Genomic DNA, 21,016 nt, shown 5'->3' on the forward strand with positions numbered 1-21,016 from the left:
ATGCCTTGTGTACTAAGAAAAGTAATATCGTTAATTAAATTAAATTCTGTTGCAATAATAAATAAAAAATGTAATTAAATTACACATAATAATTTCTAAACTATTATGATTGTTAACCAGAAGTCTTTTTACGCTTTTAAGCTTTTTCTTGATTTAATATTGCTTAATGCAGCATTTCTTTTTGCAGCCTGGCTTGCTCAACCTGCATACATTCTTTATCAAAAACCTTATATGTTTATTCTAATGATAGGATTAAATGTTTTATGGTATGTAAGTACAAAAGTAACGGACTTTTACAATAATCTTAATCCTCGTTCATTTTTCTTTAGGTCGAGTATTATTTTTAAGAATGCTTTAATTCAAATTATGGCGGCTATTTTTTTCATATTTGCTGCAAAAGAAAATTTATACACACGTAATTTTATAGCATTCTATTTCTTGATGCTTGTTGTTTTTATTTTTTTAAGAGTTTTACTTTTTGATATAATACAACTTAGTTTTTATAGGACGGGTAAATACGTCAAGAACATTATAGTGATTGGGGCTAATAGTATTGGAGAAGAGTTTGTTCAATTGCTTGAATTAAATCCACATCTTGGATATAAATTTATTGGCTTTGTTGATGAACAACTTCACGAGTCGAATAAAAGAATAATTTGTTCATTTGATAAACTAAATTTGTTTTTAGAAAAAGAAAATGTTGATGAAGCAGTAATTACAGTCACTGATATTGAATCTTCTAAATTGAACGAGATAATTAATGTATGCAATAAAAATGCTTTAAGAGTACACATAATTCCAGACTATTTTCAGTTTCTTTCAAAAAGATTTGCATTAAATAATATAGGTGGCTTTCCAATAATAACTATACGCGATGAACCATTAGCAGAGTTTCAGTGGCGACTTATTAAGAGAGTGTTTGACATTTGTTTTACTTTAGTCATTTCTGTAGTAATATTAAGTTGGTTAGTTCCATTAGTAGCAATAATAATTAAATTGACTTCAAGAGGACCAGTATTTTTCATTCAAGAGCGAATTGGGCTGAAGAACGAGAAATTTAGGTGTATTAAATTTCGTTCGATGTATGTTGACAACAAATTTCGAAATGATGCTTTCACTCCCACCACAAAAGATGATCCTCGTGTTACAAAATTTGGTAGATTTTTAAGAAGAACGAATCTTGATGAAATACCTCAATTTTGGAATGTAATAAAAGGTGAAATGTCGATTGTTGGTCCGCGTCCTCACAGTGTTGCATTTAATCGGGAATATCTTAAATATTTTGAAGCGATTAAATTGCGACATTTGGTAAAGCCTGGATTAACTGGCTGGGCGCAGATTCACGGATTAAGAGGCGATGTTGAAGATGAAAGCGAAAACAGGAGAAGAACAATAGAGAGAATTAAACATGATATTTGGTATATTGAAAATTGGAGCTTATGGTTAGACGTTCAAATAATTTTAATAACTATATGGCAGATGATAACAGCCAACACGAAAGGGCATTAAACGCAAAAGCAAGTTGGACTTTAAATTTAAAAAGCCCTTCCCTTAGGGAAGGGTTTGGGATAGGCTTTTACCAATAGCGAGCAAGAACCAAACCATAGTTATAATTTCGTGGTCACCAAAATTCCATTCAGTCAAACCGGAAACGAGGAAAGCCAAAAAAGCTCCACTTGCGCCCAACGCATAAGATGATGCAAATGGTATGTCTTTTAGCGTAAAATAATTTTTTATGTGAATTACAAAAATCTTTACGAGCAAAAACATTACCGCAATAAAACCAAATAAGCCTAATGTGACCAAAAGATGGATATAATTATTATGCATGTGCCCTTGAATTTCCTTATCGAAATCTCTTTTATATTGCTTGTAAAGATTAGCTAAGTCAATATCGCCTACACCAAATAAAGGATGGTCCCTAAAAATTAAAAGACCAGCTCGCCACAACGCTAAGCGTGAAAAATTAGAAGGTAAATAGGGATCAAAAATACTAAGCAGTCGGCTTCTTTTTACTTGGGTGAAATACAAAAGAGAATCTTGAGAAATAATGCTTGTGGGTACAAATCCCAAATAACTTATAGAGCTATGTAAAAATTTTAAAGAGTCGGATATTTCAACTTGGGCTAGATATTTTTTAGTAGTAGCAATAAAAATTTTCTCATTACTTGAAGTAGCGAGATAAGCATTGCGTATATTTTTTTCTGTATTCATAAGTTCAATATTGTTTGGCTCGATTAAATATAAATTAAGTCCGTTTTCATCACTAACAATTATTTTAGAGTCTTTATAGAATACCAAATCACTTTTAGGTGAAAACTTTTTTGTATCTAATATTTTTTCAGGTAAAAAATTTTTTAAGGAGTACACAGACAGAATTTTAGTTTTTGAAAAAAGGACTAAGAATGAGGAATCAGCGAAAATTTTTACGTTATTATTTGTTATGGCTTTATCTGTATACCTAAGTTTATTTCTTAGATTTAGCGGGTCTCTAAAAATTGTAAGCCCGCTGTCGCTATCTATTGCATATAAGAATTTATTTGCTTTACACCAATCTGTTAAGAAGCCTGGGGTTAGGAATTCAGTTATTTTGTTAAACTTTTTTGAATGATTAACATTCATTAAAACAAACCGAGTATCTATAAGATTTGCTACATAAAAATTATCCTGCCATTTCTGAAATTTTATTACTGGAGATTCAAAATTGTATTTGTTCATTATTTTATTATTACTGGCATTGAATTCTAAAAGACCATTTTCAAAATCACTCACATAATAAATACTATCAGAAGGGAAGATGCTATATGCTCTGCCATCAGTTTTCAGTTCTTCAATAAAATGAAGATTGTTTTGTTTATAATCATAGATTGTAATTTTGCTTACATTCTTTTCGATGAAAAAACTAACGGCTACTAATAGAATAACCGGTAACAATAGTATCCATTTTCTACTAAGAAGTATAACCAGTAAAATTCCCGCAGCAGCGCCGAGCCATCCTGTTCTTTTGTAAGTTGCAGCTAAAGCTAATAAATTAATAACAAACGCAATTAGAGTTAAAGCTCTAAGTTTTATGTTTAATTTTTCATTTATTAGAAAAGCAAAAAGAATAATAAGCGAAAAACTCATTAACTCACTTGAAGTAATAGGGTATTGAAAAGTTGAAGGTCCGGATTCGTACAGTTGATAAAAACTATTGATAAAATATTTATACGAGGCACCAATATAAATTAGCATTGTTGCTATTGCAGCGGATAAATAAATAACCACATATTTTTTTGCCCGTTCAAAATCCGAAGCTGAAATTATGAACGTGTAAATTATTGGAATAAGAAACACTCTTTTAAGCAAATTGTGAAATGACTGTGATGGATTAACTGAAAAAACAGTAGATAATATTTCGGCGGCTATATAAAAAAGAAACGCATATTCTAAACCAGTTTTTCTGAATGGATTACTTCCAGTCAAATAAAATCTTACAATAATTAAAATTAATGCAGAATAATACCCAATTTGATTAAGAAAAATGGAATTTGTTAGAGTGCACAAAAAAACTATCGAAAAAAAATAAATTAATTTATCGATTGCAGTAATTAGTTTACTATTGGGTTCAATCATAAAAGGACTCGGATTTTTTGATTTTTACAAAAATACATATAATTGGAAATTCAAATGAAAATATTATTCAAATCCAAGAGTAAAAGAGAATCTTATAATGAAGTATGATGTTATAGTAGTTGGTGCTGGTATTGTGGGCTTGGCTTCGGCATTCAAAATACTCGAAAAAAATCCTCGATTGAAACTATTAATTATCGAAAAAGAAAATCAAATAAGTAAACATCAAAGTGGAAACAATAGTGGCGTTATTCATTCTGGAATTTATTATAAGCCCAAAAGTTTAAAGGCAATAAACTGTATTAATGGTTACAAGTTATTGGTTAAATTTGCTGAAGAAAATGATATAAAATTTGAAATATGTGGAAAAATTATTGTTGCTACTTCCGAACAGCAGATACCTGACATGCTTAAATTGTACAATAGCGGAATTGAAAATGGATTGAACGGAATTAAAATTATGAGAACAGAAGAGTTAAAAGAAATTGAGCCGTATGTAAATGCCGTTCAGGGGATTTTTGTGCCACAAACTGGTATTATTAATTATTCACAAGTATCAGAAAAATATCTCGAAAAAATTAAGCAATGGGATGGCGAAATTGTATTTAATAGTACTGTAATAAATATTAAAGAGAAAACAGACGAATGTGAAATTATTACAGAAGATAATCATTTCCAATCTAAGTATGTTTTAACATGCGGAGGACTTTATTCCGATTACTTAGCTAAAATGACAAATCCTGAAATTGATATTCGGATAATTCCTTTTAGAGGTGAGTACTATAAGATTAAAGAAGAAAAGAAACATTTAATCCGAAACTTAATTTATCCAGTTCCAGACCCCAATTTTCCTTTTCTTGGTGTTCATTTTACACGAATGATTGATGGAAAAGTGGAAGCTGGACCCAATGCTGTATTAGCCTTCAAGCTCGAAGGCTATCGCAAAATTGATATAAATCTCATTGAGTTTTTTCAAACCATAACTTGGCCTGGTTTTATATCAGTAGTTAAAAAATACTGGAAAACCGGGATAGGTGAATTTTATCGTTCCTTTAGTAAAAAAGCATTTGTTAAAGAGTTACAAAAAATGATCCCAGAAATTCAAGAAAGTGATTTAGAACAAGGGGGTGCAGGAGTGCGAGCCCAAGCTTGTTCTAAAAAAGGTGGACTTATTGATGACTTTTATTTTGTTGAAAGTAAACGACTGCTGCATGTTTGTAACGCTCCGTCCCCTGCTGCTACTTCTTCTCTTTCAATAGGTGATTATGTTGCTAATAGAATACTGAATAAATTTAACTAATAAATAGGTTCTCTAATTGAGCAAAAAAATTGAAAGACTGCTAATATTGACCTCTGATTTTATTGCAATTAATCTTGCATGGGTCGTTTTCTTCTATTTTAGAGTTGAAAGCGGCTGGTTCGATCTATTATCTCGTCCAGATTTTCTCCTACCAATGATAACCGTCTACTTTTACTGGCTTATAATTTTTACTTTCGTTGGAATGTATCGCACATGGTTTGCCCATTCAAGATTTGATGAACTTGCTACACTTTTCAAAGCTTCATTTGTAGGTATCTTTATACTTTTCTTTTTAATTCTTTACGATGATTACACTCACGGAGCCTCAACTTCAATTAGATTCTTTATCCTTCTATACTGGGCAATATTTTTTATCTTTGTTAGTTCAGGCAGATTAATTATACGAAGTCTGCAACGCAATCTTTTAATAAGAGGTATCGGCAGAAGAAAAGTCTTAATTATAGGTTTTAACCCCCAAGCGCATGAAGTACATAAATCAATAAAAAACCATAAGGCTTTAGGTCTTGATGTAATTGGCTATGTTGCTGTTAGAAGAGAAAACGTAGGTAAAGACTTTTTGAGCGTACCTGTAATAGACACAGTCAAAAACCTCGAGAGTGTAATTGAGAAAACCCAAATCAAGACTGTAATTATAGCTTTAGAAAGAAAACATGAAGACATATTGCTGGATATTATTTCTAAAAGTGAGGGTAAAGGAATCGAATTAAAAATTGTTCCTGATCTGTATGATATTATTAGTGGTCAAGCAAGAACTTCTCAAATTTATGGCTTCCCGCTTATCGATGTAATGCCAGAACTTATGCCTGAATGGGAAAAGAAAATTAAAAGGCTGATGGATATTTTTCTCTCCCTTGCGGTTTTGCTTATAACTTTGCCAATAACTTTAATTACTGCTGTAGCAATTAAGATAGATAGCAAAGGACCAATTCTTTATGCCCAAGAAAGAATGGGGCAAGGTGGAAAAATTTTTAAAATATACAAATTTCGTTCAATGATTAAAGATGCTGAGAAACTTACTGGTCCTGTTTGGTCTTCCAAAGATGACCCAAGAATAACTAAAGTCGGCAGATTCATTAGAAAATTTAGAATCGATGAAATTCCGCAAATGTTTAATATTTTGAAGGGGGATATGAGTTTTGTGGGACCAAGACCAGAACGACCCTTCTTTGTCGAAAAACTCTCTAAAGAAATTCCTTACTATAAAAGAAGACTTAAAGTACGACCAGGAATCACAGGCTGGGCTCAAGTTAAACACAAATATGATGAGACAATTGACGATGTAAAAGAAAAATTGAAATACGACTTCTTTTATATCGAAAATATGAGCCTGAAAATGGATTTTATAATTATACTAAGAACCGTTCTCGTTGTTTTGTTTGGGAAAGGACACTATGAGTGAATTCAGAATTTAAAATGCAGAGTTACGAATGAAATTACTTTTTTCAAGTATATTTTTATTAAGAACTTTACAACTAAAATGAAAGTAATCTTTTTATGAATGAAAAAACTATTGTTATTATACCAACTTATAACGAATTGAAAAATCTACAATCAATGATTCCATTAATTAATCAAATGTATCCATCATTAGATATTCTTATTGTTGATGATAATTCCCCAGATGGTACTGGCAAATTCGTGGAAAGTTTATCTGTAAAAGATAAGCGAATTAAATTGATTGAACGCGAAAAGAAAATGGGGCTGGGCACTGCTTATGTAGAAGGCTTTAAATATGCTCTTTCAAACGGCTATCAATACATAATCCAAATGGATGCTGACTTTTCTCACGATCCAAAGGAAATAAAAAAAATGCTAGAGTATATTAAAAATTACGACCTCGTCATAGGCAGCAGATATATTTCGGGAGTAAATGTAGTCAATTGGCCAATGGTAAGATTATTACTTAGCTATTTTGCAAATATTTATACTAGAATTGTTACAAGTTTACCAATAATGGATTGCACTGGTGGTTTTAAATGTTTTAGAAGGGAAGTTTTATCTTCAATAAATCTTGATAATATTCACTCTAACGGTTATTCTTTTCAAATAGAAATGAATTTTTTAGCTTGGAAGAAGAATTTTAGGATAAAAGAATTTCCTATAATTTTTGTTGATCGTACCGAAGGTAATTCTAAGATGTCTAAAAAGATTGTCTGGGAAGCAATTTTTATGGTTTGGAAACTTAGACTAAAAAGCATTTTCGGGAAATTAAATTGAATTTCAAAGATGATTGACCTTTCAATAATAATAGTGAATTACAATGTAAAAGAGTTTCTTCTTAACCTGCTCGATTCTATAAAAAAAGCAAGCGTTAATTTATCAATTGAAATAATTATTGTTGATAATGCATCCGACGATGGAAGTGTAGAATTAGTGAAAGAAAAATTTCCCGAGGTAGATTTTATAGTCAATAAAAAAAACATTGGCTTTGGTGCTGCAAATAATCTTGCATTAGCTAAAGCAAGAGGTAAGTATTTTTTGCTTATTAATCCAGATACAATTGTAAAGGAAGATACACTTTACAAGATGCTTATTTTCTTTGAAAATAATCCGCAGGCTGGTATTGCAGGCTGTAAAGTTTTAAATCCAGATGGCTCACTACAGTTAGCTTGTCGGCGTGGTTTCCCAGGACCTTGGACTTCATTTACGAAAGTGATGGGTTTAAGTAAACTCTTTCCTAAAAGTAAACTTTTTGCAAGATACAATCTCACTTATCTAGATGAAAATCAAACTTACGAAGTTGATGCAATAAGCGGCGCTTTTATGATGATGCGTCGTGAAGTTTATGAAAAAATTGGCGGTTTTGACACTCAGTTTTTTATGTATGGTGAAGACCTCGATTTATGCTACCGTGCTCAATCAGCGGGTTTTAAGGTTTATTATGTTCATTCAACTGAAATTATTCATTATAAAGGTGAAAGTACAAAAAGAAGCAATATTGATGAAACGAAATATTTTTACGACGCAATGCACATGTTTGTACGTAAACACCTTGCAACCTCTTTTTTTGTTGAAAGTATGCTACGATTAGCTATTATCTTTAGAAAATTTTTTGCTTTTCTTAATATTTATAAACTACCAATTGCTTCAATGTGCTTTGATTTAATTCTTTTTACAACTTCAGTTTATATCTCAGAAAAAATTTATAAACCTGGCCATTGGACCGGCTTCCCGCACTATGTTATCCCATGGATTTATTTTGTCCCGTCTTTGTTTCAGGTTATTATCTCCGGATTAACTGGCACATATAATAAAACTTCTCTTTCAGTACTTAAGACTGTTCTTTCTTTATTTTATGGATTAGTCATTCTTTCTTCACTTACTTTTTTCTTTAAACAATTTGCATTTAGTAGAGCTGTAATACTAATTACTTACGGAATTGTTTTTATACTTTTTTCAAGTTGGAGAATAATTTTTAAGGTAATATTTAAAGTTGGACTAATTAGTGAGACAAGAAAAATAAACACACTAATTGTTGGAGCTGGTGAAAAATCTATTAAGCTTGCTCAAAAACTCAAATCAAATCTTTCCAAGCTTTACAACATAGTAGGATTAGTTTCATTATCCAGAAAAGAAATTGGTGAAACTCACGGCTCTTATAAAGTGATAGGTGCTTTAGAGAACATAAAAAAAATAATTTCTGATAAAAAAATTGACCTTGTAATATTTTCATCAGAGCAATTGACATTTAATCAAATGTTTGGTGTAGTTTCGGAATGCCAAGGTTTAACTGTAGATTTTTTGGTCGCTGGGAAGGAAATTGACTATTTAGTGGGCAAATCTTCTGTTCTAATGCTGGATGATATACCTCTTTTAAGAATCGAATATAATATTTCGTCATTTTTACATCGGTTTATTAAAAGTTTATTCGATTTTGTGTTCAGTTTCTTTATTTTACTTTTCGTTTATCCTTTCATATATTTATTTTGTTTAATCACTAAACGGCGGTCGAATTTCACAAATTTTGTACTTCAGGTACCGTTGGTTATTTTGAGAAAAAAAAGTTTGGTCGGGCCTAAAGAAAATTCGTATCACAATGGATTGTACGTCGGCTTGCCTGGTCTAACTGGCTTATGGTTCACTGAATTAGTTGATTCAAATGATTCGGAAGAACTAAAAAAATTAGATGTCTTTTATGCAAAAAATTATAACATTTGGCTCGATTTGGAAATTTTAGGAAGAACTTTTTCAAAAATGATTTTAGGACGGAGAGATTAATGGCAAAAAATATACTTGACTTTGAAAAGCCTATCATTGAACTCGAAAACAAAATTGAAGAAATGCGAAAGTATGAGGGAAATTTAGATATAGGGAATGAAATTAGAACTTTGGAAGAGAAAGTAATTCAGCTTAAAAAAAATATTTATGAAAATTTGACCCGCTGGCAAAGAGTTCAATTGGCACGTCACCCCGAAAGACCTTACACACTTGACTATATCAATTTAATGACAACCGATTTTGTAGAACTGCATGGTGATCGATTGTTCAAAGATGATAAGGCTATTGTAGGTGGTCTGGCTAAACTTGATGAATATAAAATTATGATTATAGGTCATCAAAAGGGAAGAGATACAAAATCAAATTTGTATCGAAATTTTGGAATGCCTAATCCTGAAGGCTACCGAAAGGCCTTGCGATTAATGAAATTGGCTGAAAAATTTAATCTGCCTGTCATTACCATGCTTGATACACCAGGAGCTTATCCTGGTATTGAAGCTGAGCAAAGGGGACAAGCAGAAGCTATCGCAAGAAATTTATTTGAGATGAGTAAACTTAAAGTTCCAATAATTGTTGTTATTATTGGTGAAGGTGCAAGTGGAGGTGCACTTGGGATTGGCATAGGTGATAGAATTTTGATGCTGCAGAATACTTGGTATTCAGTAATTTCACCTGAATCTTGCTCAAGCATTTTGTGGCGGAGTTGGGATTATAAAGAACAAGCTGCAGAAGCATTAAAATTATCTGCAGAGGATTTGCTTCAACAGGGGATTATCGATAGAATTATACCTGAACCTCTCGGAGGTGCCCATAAAAATTATTCTCTAATGGCGAATACTTTAAAATCCGCTCTTAAAGAAGAACTTTCTCAGCTAATTAAAATTAAACCCGAAAAGTTGATTCAAAATAGATTAGAAAAATTTGGTAAAATGGGTGTATATAAAGAATAACTGTTTACCTTTAATTTCATATTAACCAATATTTTTTGGTTCTTCAATAACTTGTTAAAAATAATAGTTGTCTACTATGTTGAAACATATCACTTCACTTCGAGTACGCTATGCAGATACAGACAAAATGCAGTTTGTATACAATGGAAAGTATTTAGAGTATTTTGAAGTAGGCAGAACCGAATTGCTTAGAAGTACTGGTCTATCGTATAGAGAAGTTGAAAAAGCAGGTTTCCAACTCCCATTAATTGAGGCTAATGTCAAATATAAAAATCCAGCTACTTATGACGATATTCTTGAAATAGAAGCTGCCGTTAAAGAACTATACTCACCAAAAGTTCATATCGAATACATAATCAGAAAAAAAGACACAGGTGAACTGATAGCAGAAGGGTTTACAACTCACGTTTTTATTAACAGCCTTACCAAGAAAGTAGTTAAACCACCTCAAATTTATATCGACGCATTAAAAAAATACTTTGAATAAAAACGCACTTAAGAAGCAATTGAAAAATTGCCTTTTAGTAACCCTCAACTTTTGGGAACCATTATTTTAACATTATCGTAATCCCGTTAAGGATTGAATATTCATATAAGTTTAGAACCTTTTTAATTCTTAGTCCCGTAGGTGACTGTCGCATAAGTAAATATTATCAATATGTCATCATTTTGGATTCCAGTTCCCCACTTACGTGAGGACAAGTTTCACGGGAATGACGCATAAAGCACGACCTATTGCAACATCCACCGTAGGGACGACATAAAAAATTATTTTGGACAAATATGATTTATATATTCCTGCCAACTAAATACTTGTTTTTATTTTTTTATTCCATAGTTTCGAATGTATATTTTATTTTTTGTTTTTAGCCGGGATGCTACATTAAAAATGTTATCAAAAATAAAAGAACTTACTAAAGACACTGCTATATACGGCATTAGTACTATAGTGGGAAGATTTATCGGTTTTATCCTAGTCCCATTTTACACTAACGTAATAAATACTAATGATTTCGGAATATACTCCAATGTTTATGCATACATTGCTTTTCTTAATGTAATTTTTATTTATGGAATGGATGCAGCTTTTATGAAGTATGCATCTTTAACAACCGCTGATGAAAGAAAAAACATTTTCTCTACCTCTTTTTGGTTCATTATGTTTTCTACGGTTTTGTTTTCGGTCTTTCTTTTGTTGCTTAAAACACCCCTTAAATCAGCAATAGAAATTCCTCAGAATTTTTCTAATCTCTATTATTATTTAATTTTAATTTTATTCTTAGATACAGTGGCATTAATTCCATTTGCAAAGCTGAGACTGGAAAGAAAAGCAATAAAGTTTGCTGTAATAAAACTTATTAACATCTTTCTGAACTTGAGTTTGAATTTATATTTGATACTAAAATTAAAAATGGGAATTGAGGCTATTTTTATAAGCAATTTAATTGCTTCTTTATTTTCAGTTGTTGTTTTACTGCCGGAGATTTTTCACAGCATACGATTTAAAATAGATAAAGCAATTCTCAACAAATTGTTAAAGTTTGGCATTCCATATTTGCCAGGCAGTCTTTCCGCTATGATTGTACAGGTAATCGATAGACCAATTGTTCTTGCACTGACGGATGCTTCTACACTTGGTATTTATCAGGCTAATTACAAACTTGGTATTTTTATGATGCTTATTGTTTCTATGTTTAATTATGCTTGGCAGCCGTTTTTCTTAAATAACGCACAAGAGAAAAATGCAAAGGAACTATTTTCCAAAATATTTACTTTGTTTTTACTCTTTACAAGTCTTTTGTGGATAATTCTTTCTTTGTTTATAGATGACTTTGCTAAATTCAAAATATTTGATAACGTAACAATAATTGGAAAAGCATACTTAGGTGGTTTGGTAATAGTACCAATAATTTTGCTGGGTTATTTATTTAATGGTTTATATGTTAATTTTACTGCTGGTATTTATATAGAAGAAAAGACAAAATATTTCCCAATTGTTACCGGCTCGGGGGCGTTAGTTAATGTTGTAGTAAACTTTATGTTAATCCCAGTTATTGGCATTGTTGGCGCTGCATTAGCTACTCTCGCAAGTTATATGGTAATGGCGGGAGGACTTTTTTTCTTCTCGCAAAAATTTTATAAGATAAATTATGAGTACAAAAAAATCATAAAAATATTGACGTTGATTTTTATAACAGCTGGTCTGTATTATTTGTTTTATTATACAATTGGAATCTTTTTTACATTAAAACTTCTTCTGCTAATTCTTTTTGTAAGCAGTTTATTTATAATGAATGTAATTGAACTATCGGAAGTTAAGAAGCTGACTAAATTATTATTGGGAAAAGTTAAGTAGTAGTTCAGTCATATTACAAAAAAATCATTTTTAAAATTCAAGTGATTTTTATTCTCTTTTCTTTGTAAATTTAAATTGCACCTCACAAAAAATAGCACATGGAAAAAATTCAGATAAAAATAAAAAGAGTTCAAGAAAAATTTAATAACATTCCTTTGCCAGAATATGCCACCGAAGGAAGTTCTGGTTTAGATATACGCGCTGCAATTGATGAAGACTTTGTACTAAAGTCGAAACAATTTGCATTAATTCCTACTAACATGAGCGTAGAAATACCCGAAGGCTTTGAGATGCAGATTAGACCAAGAAGTGGACTAGCCGCAAAAAATGGAATTGGAGTTTTGAATTCACCCGGTACTATTGATTCTGATTACAGGGGAGAAATAAAAGTTATTTTATTCAATTTTGGGAACGATGATTTTATTATAAAACCTGGCGATAGAATTGCACAAATGATTTTAACAAAAGTTTGGAAAGCTGATTTTATAGAGGTTAAAGAACTAAATAACAGCAAAAGAGGTGAGGGGGGGTTCGGTCATACAGGTAAGTTTTAGGTTTGCTAGTTTAACCTACCTATGTTGATCTTTTGTAAAAATGTTTTTGTTCGTTGATATTAATCTAAGTAACTCTAATCGTTATCAACCAATGTAAATTAATAGGAAGGAATTAGATGGGAGATTTTGTACATCTTCACAATCATTCACATTATAGCCTGCAAGATGCTGCTTGTACTATAGATGACCTTGTTAACACAGCAGTTGAAATGAATATGCATGCAATTGCACTTACAGATCACGGTGTAATGTTTGGAATCCCGGAATTTTATAAAAAAGCTAAAAAAGCAGGTATAAAGCCAATACTTGGAATGGAAGCTTATTTAGTAGCAGAAGGAAGCAGATTCGATAAAGGCAGCGAAAATGGTTCTGGCAAAAAAAAATCTAAACACTACAATCATCTGCTTTTGCTTGCTAAAAATAAAGTTGGCTACAAAAATTTAATGAAACTTTCCTCAATTGCTCATACCGAAGGGTTTTACTACAAACCAAGAATTGATATGGAATTGCTAAAAAAATTTAGCGAGGGTTTAATTTGTACATCAGCTTGTCCTGCAGGCCCAATTTCAGCTTATTTGATAAACAACGATTACCTAAAGGCTAGAGACTTTGCAATAAAGTTGCATGAAATTTTTAGTGATGACTTTTATCTTGAAATTCAAAATCATGGACTCGACATTGAAAAACCAATACTTGATGGTATGCCCAAATTAGCTAAAGATTTGGGAATTAAATTAGTTGCAACTAACGACATTCATTACATCAATAAAGACCATTCCATTCCACACAATATTTTGCTTTTGCTTGGTGATAAAACGGGCAATGCAGAATATACAGAATTAAGATATGGCACAGACCAAATTTACTTCAAAACAGCCGAAGAAATGAAAAGACTTTTTAAGCCTTTTAAAGGTGCTATTGAAAACACCTTAGAAATTGAAGAGAAAATAGATGTGAATTTGGATTTTGAGGGCCATCTTTTCCCGCATTTCCCAGTTCCACCAGAATCAAACGTAAACTCACTCGAGGAATATTTAGCTCAATTAGCTAAAGAAGGTTTACATAAAAAATTTAAAAGAATAAATAAAGATATTGAAGACCGCCTCAATTACGAACTTGATGTTATTAATCAAATGGGCTATGCTGGCTATTTTTTAGTGGTTCAAGATTTTATTAATGCAGCAAAGTCAAAAGGTATTCCTGTTGGACCTGGTAGAGGAAGTGCAGCCGGCAGTTTGGTCGCCTATACACTTGGCATTACTAATGTTAATCCGCTTGACTATAATTTGTTGTTCGAAAGGTTTCTTAACCCCGCAAGAAAATCAATGCCTGATATCGATGTGGATTTTGCAGATGATCAACGAGAGGAAGTAATTAAATATGTTAAAGAAAAGTATGGCGAGAATTCTGTCTGTCAAATTATTACTTTTAATCGCCTCTCATCAAAAGCTGTAATTCGTGATGTAGCACGTGTTTTGAAAATACCGATTCCTACAGTAAACAATATTACAAAATGGATTCCATCAAAGTTTGGCAGAGTTTATACAATTGACCAAGCGTTAGAAGAAGTCCCAGAACTTAAATGGGTGAAAGAATCTGAAGACGAACAAATTCAAAATCTGATTAAGTATGCTAGAATTTTAGAAGGAATGAACAGGAACGCTTCTAAGCATGCGGCCGGTGTTGTAATCACACCAGGTGATGTAAGCGATTTTGTGCCTTTAGCAATTTATGGGGATAACGGAGATGTTGTTACTCAGTATAATATGAAGGAACTTGAAAACGCTGGCTTGCTTAAAATGGACTTTTTAGGACTGCGTACTTTATCTATAATTAGAGACACTATTGATTTGGTAAAAAAATCAAGAAATATTGAAATTGATATTGAAAACATTCCACTCGACGATGAAGAGACTTATAAACTTTTTTGGCGTGGACAAACTACAGCTGTATTCCAATTTGAATCTGCCCCAATGAAAGAATATTTGAAAAAATTAAAACCCACTAGTATTAACGACCTTGCCGCGATGAACGCACTTTATCGACCTGGTCCAATGGAATTTATAGACGATTTTATTGCGCGTAAACACGGTAAAAAAGAAATTACTTACCTTCATCCTGTATTAGAAGATATATTGAAGGAAACTTACGGAATAATTGTTTATCAAGAACAAGTAATACAAATTGCTAATAAAGTAGCAGGAATGAGTTTGGCCGAAGCTGATTTGTTAAGACGAGCAATGGGTAAAAAAGATCTCGAAGCAATGAAAGAACAAAAATCTAAGTTTACTGAAGGCGCTGTTAAAAATGGAATAGATAAGAAAATTGCAGAAGAAATTTTTGACGTAATTGATAAATTTGCTAACTATGGATTTAATAAAAGTCATGCAGTAGCTTACAGCATTGTAGCTTACCAGACAGCTTACTTAAAAGCTCATTTCCTGGAAGAATTTATGGCTGCGAACTTAACTAACGAGTTCAGCGATGTAGATAAAATTACTAAACTTTTAGACGATTGTCGTAAACTGCGGGTAAAAGTTTTGCCACCGGATATTAATAATCCCTCTGTAAAGTTCGATGTAAAAGATAAAAATATAATTTTTGGAATGTCTGCAATAAAAAACGTGGGCGTAGCTGCGGTAGAAGAAATTGTAAAAGCAAAAAAGAAAAAGAAAGGCGACTTTACTTCAATTTTTGATTTTTGTGCACATGTGGATACAAGAATAGTTAATAAGAGAGCTTTGGAAGGTTTGGTTGTTGCTGGTGCTTTTGATTCGCTTAAAGGAACGAGAGCTCAACTTTTTACAGCAATAGAACAAGCATTAGATTTTGGTAGCAAACTGCAATCTGCCAAAGCTTCACATGCAGAAAGTTTATTTGGAGATGCTGAAGAAGAAATTCATTTTCAAGAGCCCTCTCTTCCTAATGTGCCTGAATGGGAATCTAAAGAAACTATGGCAAAAGAACGTGAAGTGCTCGGTGTTTATTTGACAGACCACCCACTTTCTAAATTTGAATTAGAATATAATTCTTTTGCTAATATTCACCTTGGCGATTCGTTAACTTATAATTTTAATGAAACTGTAAGAGCCTGCGGCGTTATAACTCAATTCCGTACTAAAATTGATAAATCTGGTAAAAAAATGGCTTTCTTTAAATTAGATGACCTATCCGGCTCATGCGAATGTTTAATGTTTTCTAAGGTATATGCTGAATATGAAAATATAATACTGCCTGAATCAACAGTATTAATAGTTGGTAAATTAGAAAGCAGTGGCGATGAAATTAAACTTCACGCCGAAGAAGCTTATCCTTTATCAGAAGTTAGAAATAAACTTACCAAGAAAATTTTAATAACTATCGATCCGGCAATTCATGAGATACTGCATATAAAAAAATTAAAAAAGATATTTGAATACAACGAGGGCAATATTCCAGTATTTGTAAGAGTTAAAGAAAATGGTTCTTACAGAGATTTTTACATTGAATATTACAAAGTAAAATTAACAGATGAATTTATATCTGAAGTGATAGAGTTGATTGGAATAGAATACATAAAATTGCTGGCAAATTAATTCTTTCAATAAATTTTATAGTGTTGCATTATAAAGGTGCAAATCAGGTATTACTACAATTTGATATATATTTTCGTTTTGTTAAGTTTGGCATTACTAAAAAAAATAATTAGGATATAAAAAATGGAAAAAAGATGGGCTCTAATTCTTGGTGCTTCAAGTGGATTTGGAGGAGCCTCTGCTGTTGAACTTGCAAAAGCAGGCTATAATATATTTGGCGTCCATTTAGATAGACAAGCTACTATGCCAATTGTTAATCAAATAATAAAAGAAATAGAAAAGACGGGTCAACAAGCAGTTTTTTTCAATATAAATGCTGCTGATCCTATTAAACGAAATGATATTCTTGACGAAATCAAAGAAAGATTTATTGATAAAGACAAATCACTTATCCATGTACTAATTCATTCCTTAGCTTTTGGAACATTGAAGCCATATATTTCAAAAAAACCCGAGGAATGTATTACACCAGCACAAATGTCAATGACCCTAGATGTAATGGCCCATTCTTTAGTTTATTGGACTCAAGGGTTGGTCCAAAGAGATTTATTGGCAAAAAATGGACGTATTTTTGCATTAACTAGTGCTGGCTCTCATACTGTGATTCCATACTATGGAGCGGTATCTGCAGCTAAAGCTGCGCTCGAAGCTCATATCAGACAATTAACAGTAGAGTTAGGTGGTATGGGTGTAACATGCAATGCTATAATGGCTGGCGTAACAGACACCCCAGCCTTAAGAAAAATTCCTGGCAACGAAAAAATGTTAAGTTCTGCTAAACTTAAAAATCCTGGAGGTAGATTAACAACCCCGGAGGATGTAGCAAAAGCAATCGTCTTGCTTTGCAGTGAAAAAGCGGCTTGGATTTCCGGTAATACTATTGGTGTTGATGGTGGTGAGTATATTGTAAATTATACAGGTGAAAAAGTATGCAAGCAAATAAAATAGATGGGTTGAATAATGACCGAATTCTCCTTTACAGAAGAACAACAAATGCTGCGCGAAATGGTGCGCAGTTTTGTAAACAACGAAATTAAACCTATAGCAAGCAAAATTGATCAAGAAGAAAAAATACCTAAAAATTTAATTGAAAAGTTAGCAGAACTTGGTATACTAGGTGTTGCTTTCCCAGAAGAGTATGGTGGCGGCGGCTTCGGTGAAGTGGGTTATTGTATAGTACAAGAGGAAATTGCAAGAGGATGTCTTTCAACTGCAACTTTCATTGGTGCACATCAATCAATCGGGGCTAATGTAATTTATCTAGGCGGGAATGAAGAGCAAAAAAAGAAATATTTGGTTCCGCTGGCTAAAGGAGAAAAAATAGGTGCTTTTTGCTTAACAGAAGCTCAAGCTGGTTCAGATTCTTTTAATCTAAAAACTAGAGCATATTTAGATGGCAACGAATGGGTATTAAATGGAGAAAAGCTCTGGATTACAAACGGCGGTATTGCTAATATTGTTTCAGTCTTTGCAAGAACAGAAAAGGGAATTAGCGCCTTTATCGTTGAAACTGATAGACCGGGTTTTTATGCCGGTCCACCAGAAAAGAAAATGGGTATTAAAGGTAGTACTACCAACCCAATTACATTTGATAATGTGAGAATTCCTAAAGAAAATTTGGTTGGGGTTGAAGGAAGAGGATTTTTGCTTGCTATGAAAACACTTGATGCTGGCAGACTTGGGCTTGGTGCAGCTTGCATTGGGGCAGCTAAAGAATTATTGGAACTATCAACTCAATATGCAAAACAAAGAAAGCAATTCGACCAAAGCATAAGCAATTTTCAAGCAATACAATTTATGTTAGCTGAAATGGCAAGTTTAATTTATTGTATGGAGTCAATTGTTTATCGTACTGCTGTAGATTATGACCTTAAAAAAAATATTTCAAGACAATCTGCAATTGTAAAACTTTTCTGCTCTGAATCTTTAGATAAAATTGCTGATTATGCGGTACAAATTCATGGCGGCATGGGATATTCACGCGAATTGCCAATTGAAAGATTTTACCGTGATTCAAGAATTAACCGAATTTTTGAAGGTACTAATGAAATTCAAAAAGGAATAATTGCAAGAGAAGTATTGAAAAAAAACGGAGTATTATAAAAAAGAAAGGAGAACACATCAAATGAAACCATTAACATTTACAGACGATAATTTTGAAAATGAGGTTATTAAATCCGATAAACCAGTTATAATAGATTTTTGGGCTGAGTGGTGCGGACCATGCAGAATGATTGCTCCTATTATCGAAGAACTTGCAGCTGAATACGACGGTAAAGTAAAAGTAGGCAAACTAGATGTTGATGAAAATCAACAAACTGCAATAAAGTACGGCGTAAGAAGTATTCCTACTGTTTTGTTTATCAAAGATGGACAAGTTAAAGACACTATAATTGGCGCTGTACCTAAGTCAATGTTCATTGATAAATTGCAAAAACTAATCTAAATATTTTGCTTCGAATTGTAAGTCGATTTTTAATTAACATGCTTTATATTTCTTTTTGCTTAATAAAAAACTTTCTATCTAACTAATAATTGGAAAAATGAAGAAAAGAATTCTAATCCCAGAAGAAATAAGCAGTCATTTAATAAATAACCTTTCGGCAGATTTTTCAATTGATTACCAGCCCAAGTTTACTGCTAAGGAAATTCTAGAGGTTATTGGAAACTATAATATTGTTATAGTAAGAAGCAAAACTAAAATTACCTCGGAGATAATTAATGCCGGGAAAAATTTAGAATTAATTTGTAGAGCAGGAACGGGGGTAGACAATATTGATGTTGAGGCTGCGACCCGAAGAGGAATTCCAGTTATGAACACACCAGGTGGAAATACTATAGCCGCTACTGAACATACTATGGCTTTAATTCTTTCACTATGCAGACATGTGCCGCAAGCTAATATTTCTCTGAAAAGTGGAAAATGGGAACGCAGCAAATTTAATGGAACAGAACTCTATGGCAAAACTATAGGAATTATTGGATTGGGGAAAATTGGTAGAGAAGTGGCGCTAAGAGCAAAATCATTCGGCATGAGTGTAATTGGTTATGACCCATTAATTTCTAAAGAAGTAGCTGACCAGTTTGAAGTAGAACTATGCGATTATGAAAAATTAATTTCTTCATCTGACATAATAACATTACATATTCCTTTGACTGATGATACAAAAAATATAATATCTGCAAGTACAATCAATAAGCTGAAGGATGGTGTGAAAATTATTAACTGTGCAAGAGGAGGATTGGTGGATGAAAAAGCAGTATTAGATGGCTTGAATAGCGGTAAAATTTCCGGCGCAGCTTTTGATGTTTATACTGAAGAGCCTCCCAAAAATTTAGAACTGATAAATCATCCAAAAGTCGTTGCAACTCCCCACCTTGGCGCATCAACAGAAGAAGCCCAAGAAAAAATTGCAATCCAACTGACAGAACAAATTAAAGCTTGGCTGTACAACGGCAAATTAGAAGGATGTGTGAACGCAATTAATCTAAAGTACATTAATGATGAAAAGGTAAAGCCTTTTTTAGAGCTTGCTGAAAAAATTGGCATAATTCATTCACAAATTCTTAAAGGAAATTTTGTGAAGGTAATGTTGAACTGCTATGGGAGCTTTTTATCTAAGTACCTTTATGTAATTAAAGCAGCATATCTAAAAGGATTAATCCAAAATTTAGCTTCGCCGCCAATTAATTATATAAACTCTATTTTGATTGCTTCCGAGATGGGACTTTCTGTTGAAGAAAAAATTCTGCCAGCAGATAAAATTTACTCAACTTTATTTTCTGCTACTGTTGTTACTAATAGTGAAAGCTTAACTATCTCCGGCACTGTTATGCTTAATAATAATTCACTGATTACAGCAATTGGAGATTATCACTCAGAGATAAAGCCTGAAGGGAACTTGCTGCTCTATTATAATCAAGATAAACCGGGTGTCCTCTCTAAGGTGAGTGCAGTCTTGGCAAGTTTTAATATTAATATAGCAGGTTTAAGTCTAAGTCGACTTGGTAAAGGTTTAGATGCAATGACCATCATAAACACTGATGAAGTTGTAGAACAAAATGTAATTAATGAATTGATGAAAGTTGAAGAAATTAGAAAGATTTATTCTATAAGATTCTCTTAACGCTAATAATTTTTAAGAAAATAACTAAGGTAATCCACAAAGTGGTGAATTCTCAAAGGTTGAATTTCTGAAGGAGAGGATATTTTACTAAGGTTGGAGGAAAAAGACTAAGGTTTTTACAAGGGAAGATAGTTTGGGTAAGAAACATTGTATAGCCTTAGTAAAAGGATTGAGTTATCAGCACAACTAACCTTAGTAACAAAACAATACTCTGAAAGAATTAACCTTATTAGCTTATAAAAGAGGGAGGTTTGAGTAATAAGGTAACCCACAAAGCGGTGAATTCTCAAAGGTTGAGCATCT

The 21,016-nt window shown here is 32.4% G+C and carries 14 protein-coding genes and 1 pseudogene; 14 read left to right on the top strand and 1 reads right to left on the bottom strand.

What is annotated here, in order from left to right; translation table 11 throughout:
- Positions 1-105: 105 nt before the first annotated feature.
- Positions 106-1,509 carry an undecaprenyl-phosphate glucose phosphotransferase gene (locus ABRY23_13745; protein MFA3784118.1) on the top strand — a complete coding sequence of 468 codons (1,404 nt, stop codon included), beginning with the start codon at positions 106-108 and terminating at the stop codon, positions 1,507-1,509.
- A gap of 42 nt (positions 1,510-1,551) precedes the next feature.
- On the opposite strand, the gene ABRY23_13750 is transcribed toward ABRY23_13745, so the two are convergent.
- Positions 1,552-3,615, bottom strand: a complete 2,064-nt coding sequence (locus ABRY23_13750; protein MFA3784119.1) for an O-antigen ligase family protein — start codon at positions 3,613-3,615, stop codon at positions 1,552-1,554.
- Between the two features lie 97 nt (positions 3,616-3,712).
- Here ABRY23_13750 and lhgO point away from each other — a divergent pair, with 97 nt between their 5' ends.
- From lhgO to serA, 13 genes and pseudogenes are all read left to right on the top strand, one after another.
- The gene (gene lhgO / locus ABRY23_13755; GenBank protein ID MFA3784120.1) at positions 3,713-4,912 is read left to right on the top strand and encodes an L-2-hydroxyglutarate oxidase; all 1,200 of its coding nucleotides are present in this window, start codon (positions 3,713-3,715) and stop codon (positions 4,910-4,912) included.
- Positions 4,913-4,928: 16 nt separating this feature from the next.
- Complete coding sequence (locus tag ABRY23_13760; protein MFA3784121.1) at positions 4,929-6,332, top strand: sugar transferase; 1,404 nt, start codon at positions 4,929-4,931, stop codon at positions 6,330-6,332.
- Positions 6,333-6,427: 95 nt separating this feature from the next.
- Positions 6,428-7,150, top strand: coding sequence for a polyprenol monophosphomannose synthase (locus ABRY23_13765; GenBank protein MFA3784122.1), 723 nt, complete (start codon positions 6,428-6,430; stop codon positions 7,148-7,150).
- A 9-nt stretch (positions 7,151-7,159) separates the two neighbouring features.
- Positions 7,160-9,151, top strand: a complete 1,992-nt coding sequence (locus tag ABRY23_13770) for a glycosyltransferase (GenBank protein MFA3784123.1) — start codon at positions 7,160-7,162, stop codon at positions 9,149-9,151.
- The gene (locus tag ABRY23_13775; protein ID MFA3784124.1) at positions 9,151-10,101 is read left to right on the top strand and encodes an acetyl-CoA carboxylase carboxyltransferase subunit alpha; all 951 of its coding nucleotides are present in this window, start codon (positions 9,151-9,153) and stop codon (positions 10,099-10,101) included. The genes ABRY23_13770 and ABRY23_13775 overlap by 1 nt, the downstream gene beginning before the upstream one ends.
- Positions 10,102-10,177: 76 nt before the next feature.
- Positions 10,178-10,588, top strand: coding sequence for an acyl-CoA thioesterase (locus ABRY23_13780; GenBank protein ID MFA3784125.1), 411 nt, complete (start codon positions 10,178-10,180; stop codon positions 10,586-10,588).
- A gap of 402 nt (positions 10,589-10,990) precedes the next feature.
- Entirely contained in the window at positions 10,991-12,457 is a 1,467-nt protein-coding gene (locus ABRY23_13785) for a polysaccharide biosynthesis C-terminal domain-containing protein (GenBank protein MFA3784126.1), read from the top strand.
- 98 nt (positions 12,458-12,555) lie between these two features.
- The gene (dut, locus tag ABRY23_13790) at positions 12,556-13,011 is read left to right on the top strand and encodes a dUTP diphosphatase (GenBank protein MFA3784127.1); all 456 of its coding nucleotides are present in this window, start codon (positions 12,556-12,558) and stop codon (positions 13,009-13,011) included.
- A gap of 116 nt (positions 13,012-13,127) precedes the next feature.
- Positions 13,128-16,586 (top strand): DNA polymerase III subunit alpha, encoded by a 3,459-nt coding sequence (gene dnaE / locus ABRY23_13795; protein MFA3784128.1) that lies wholly within the window; start codon positions 13,128-13,130, stop codon positions 16,584-16,586.
- Between the two features lie 123 nt (positions 16,587-16,709).
- A complete protein-coding gene (locus ABRY23_13800; GenBank protein ID MFA3784129.1) occupies positions 16,710-17,534 on the top strand; it encodes an enoyl-ACP reductase in 825 nt (274 codons plus the stop codon).
- A gap of 12 nt (positions 17,535-17,546) precedes the next feature.
- Positions 17,547-18,689, top strand: coding sequence for an acyl-CoA dehydrogenase family protein (locus ABRY23_13805; GenBank protein MFA3784130.1), 1,143 nt, complete (start codon positions 17,547-17,549; stop codon positions 18,687-18,689).
- A 10-nt stretch (positions 18,690-18,699) separates the two neighbouring features.
- Positions 18,700-19,032: pseudogene (gene trxA, locus ABRY23_13810) on the top strand (thioredoxin).
- Between the two features lie 97 nt (positions 19,033-19,129).
- Positions 19,130-20,713 carry a phosphoglycerate dehydrogenase gene (serA, locus tag ABRY23_13815; GenBank protein MFA3784131.1) on the top strand — a complete coding sequence of 528 codons (1,584 nt, stop codon included), beginning with the start codon at positions 19,130-19,132 and terminating at the stop codon, positions 20,711-20,713.
- Positions 20,714-21,016 lie beyond the last annotated feature (303 nt).

It is taken from the genome of Melioribacteraceae bacterium 4301-Me (genome assembly GCA_041538185.1).
Classification (GTDB): domain Bacteria; phylum Bacteroidota; class Ignavibacteria; order Ignavibacteriales; family Melioribacteraceae; genus Pyranulibacter; species Pyranulibacter aquaticus.

Bases quoted from the DNA above. Each gene is read 5' to 3' on its own strand.
- ABRY23_13745 (MFA3784118.1), top strand. From the start codon at position 106: ATGATTGTTAACCAGAAGTCTTTTTACGCTTTTAAGCTTTTTCTTGAT.
- ABRY23_13750 (MFA3784119.1), bottom strand. From the start codon at position 3,615: ATGATTGAACCCAATAGTAAACTAATTACTGCAATCGATAAATTAATT.
- lhgO (MFA3784120.1), top strand. From the start codon at position 3,713: ATGAAGTATGATGTTATAGTAGTTGGTGCTGGTATTGTGGGCTTGGCT.
- ABRY23_13765 (MFA3784122.1), top strand. From the start codon at position 6,428: ATGAATGAAAAAACTATTGTTATTATACCAACTTATAACGAATTGAAA.
- ABRY23_13770 (MFA3784123.1), top strand. From the start codon at position 7,160: ATGATTGACCTTTCAATAATAATAGTGAATTACAATGTAAAAGAGTTT.
- ABRY23_13775 (MFA3784124.1), top strand. From the start codon at position 9,151: ATGGCAAAAAATATACTTGACTTTGAAAAGCCTATCATTGAACTCGAA.
- ABRY23_13780 (MFA3784125.1), top strand. From the start codon at position 10,178: ATGTTGAAACATATCACTTCACTTCGAGTACGCTATGCAGATACAGAC.
- ABRY23_13785 (MFA3784126.1), top strand. From the start codon at position 10,991: ATGTTATCAAAAATAAAAGAACTTACTAAAGACACTGCTATATACGGC.
- dut (MFA3784127.1), top strand. From the start codon at position 12,556: ATGGAAAAAATTCAGATAAAAATAAAAAGAGTTCAAGAAAAATTTAAT.
- dnaE (MFA3784128.1), top strand. From the start codon at position 13,128: ATGGGAGATTTTGTACATCTTCACAATCATTCACATTATAGCCTGCAA.
- ABRY23_13800 (MFA3784129.1), top strand. From the start codon at position 16,710: ATGGAAAAAAGATGGGCTCTAATTCTTGGTGCTTCAAGTGGATTTGGA.
- ABRY23_13805 (MFA3784130.1), top strand. From the start codon at position 17,547: ATGACCGAATTCTCCTTTACAGAAGAACAACAAATGCTGCGCGAAATG.
- serA (MFA3784131.1), top strand. From the start codon at position 19,130: ATGAAGAAAAGAATTCTAATCCCAGAAGAAATAAGCAGTCATTTAATA.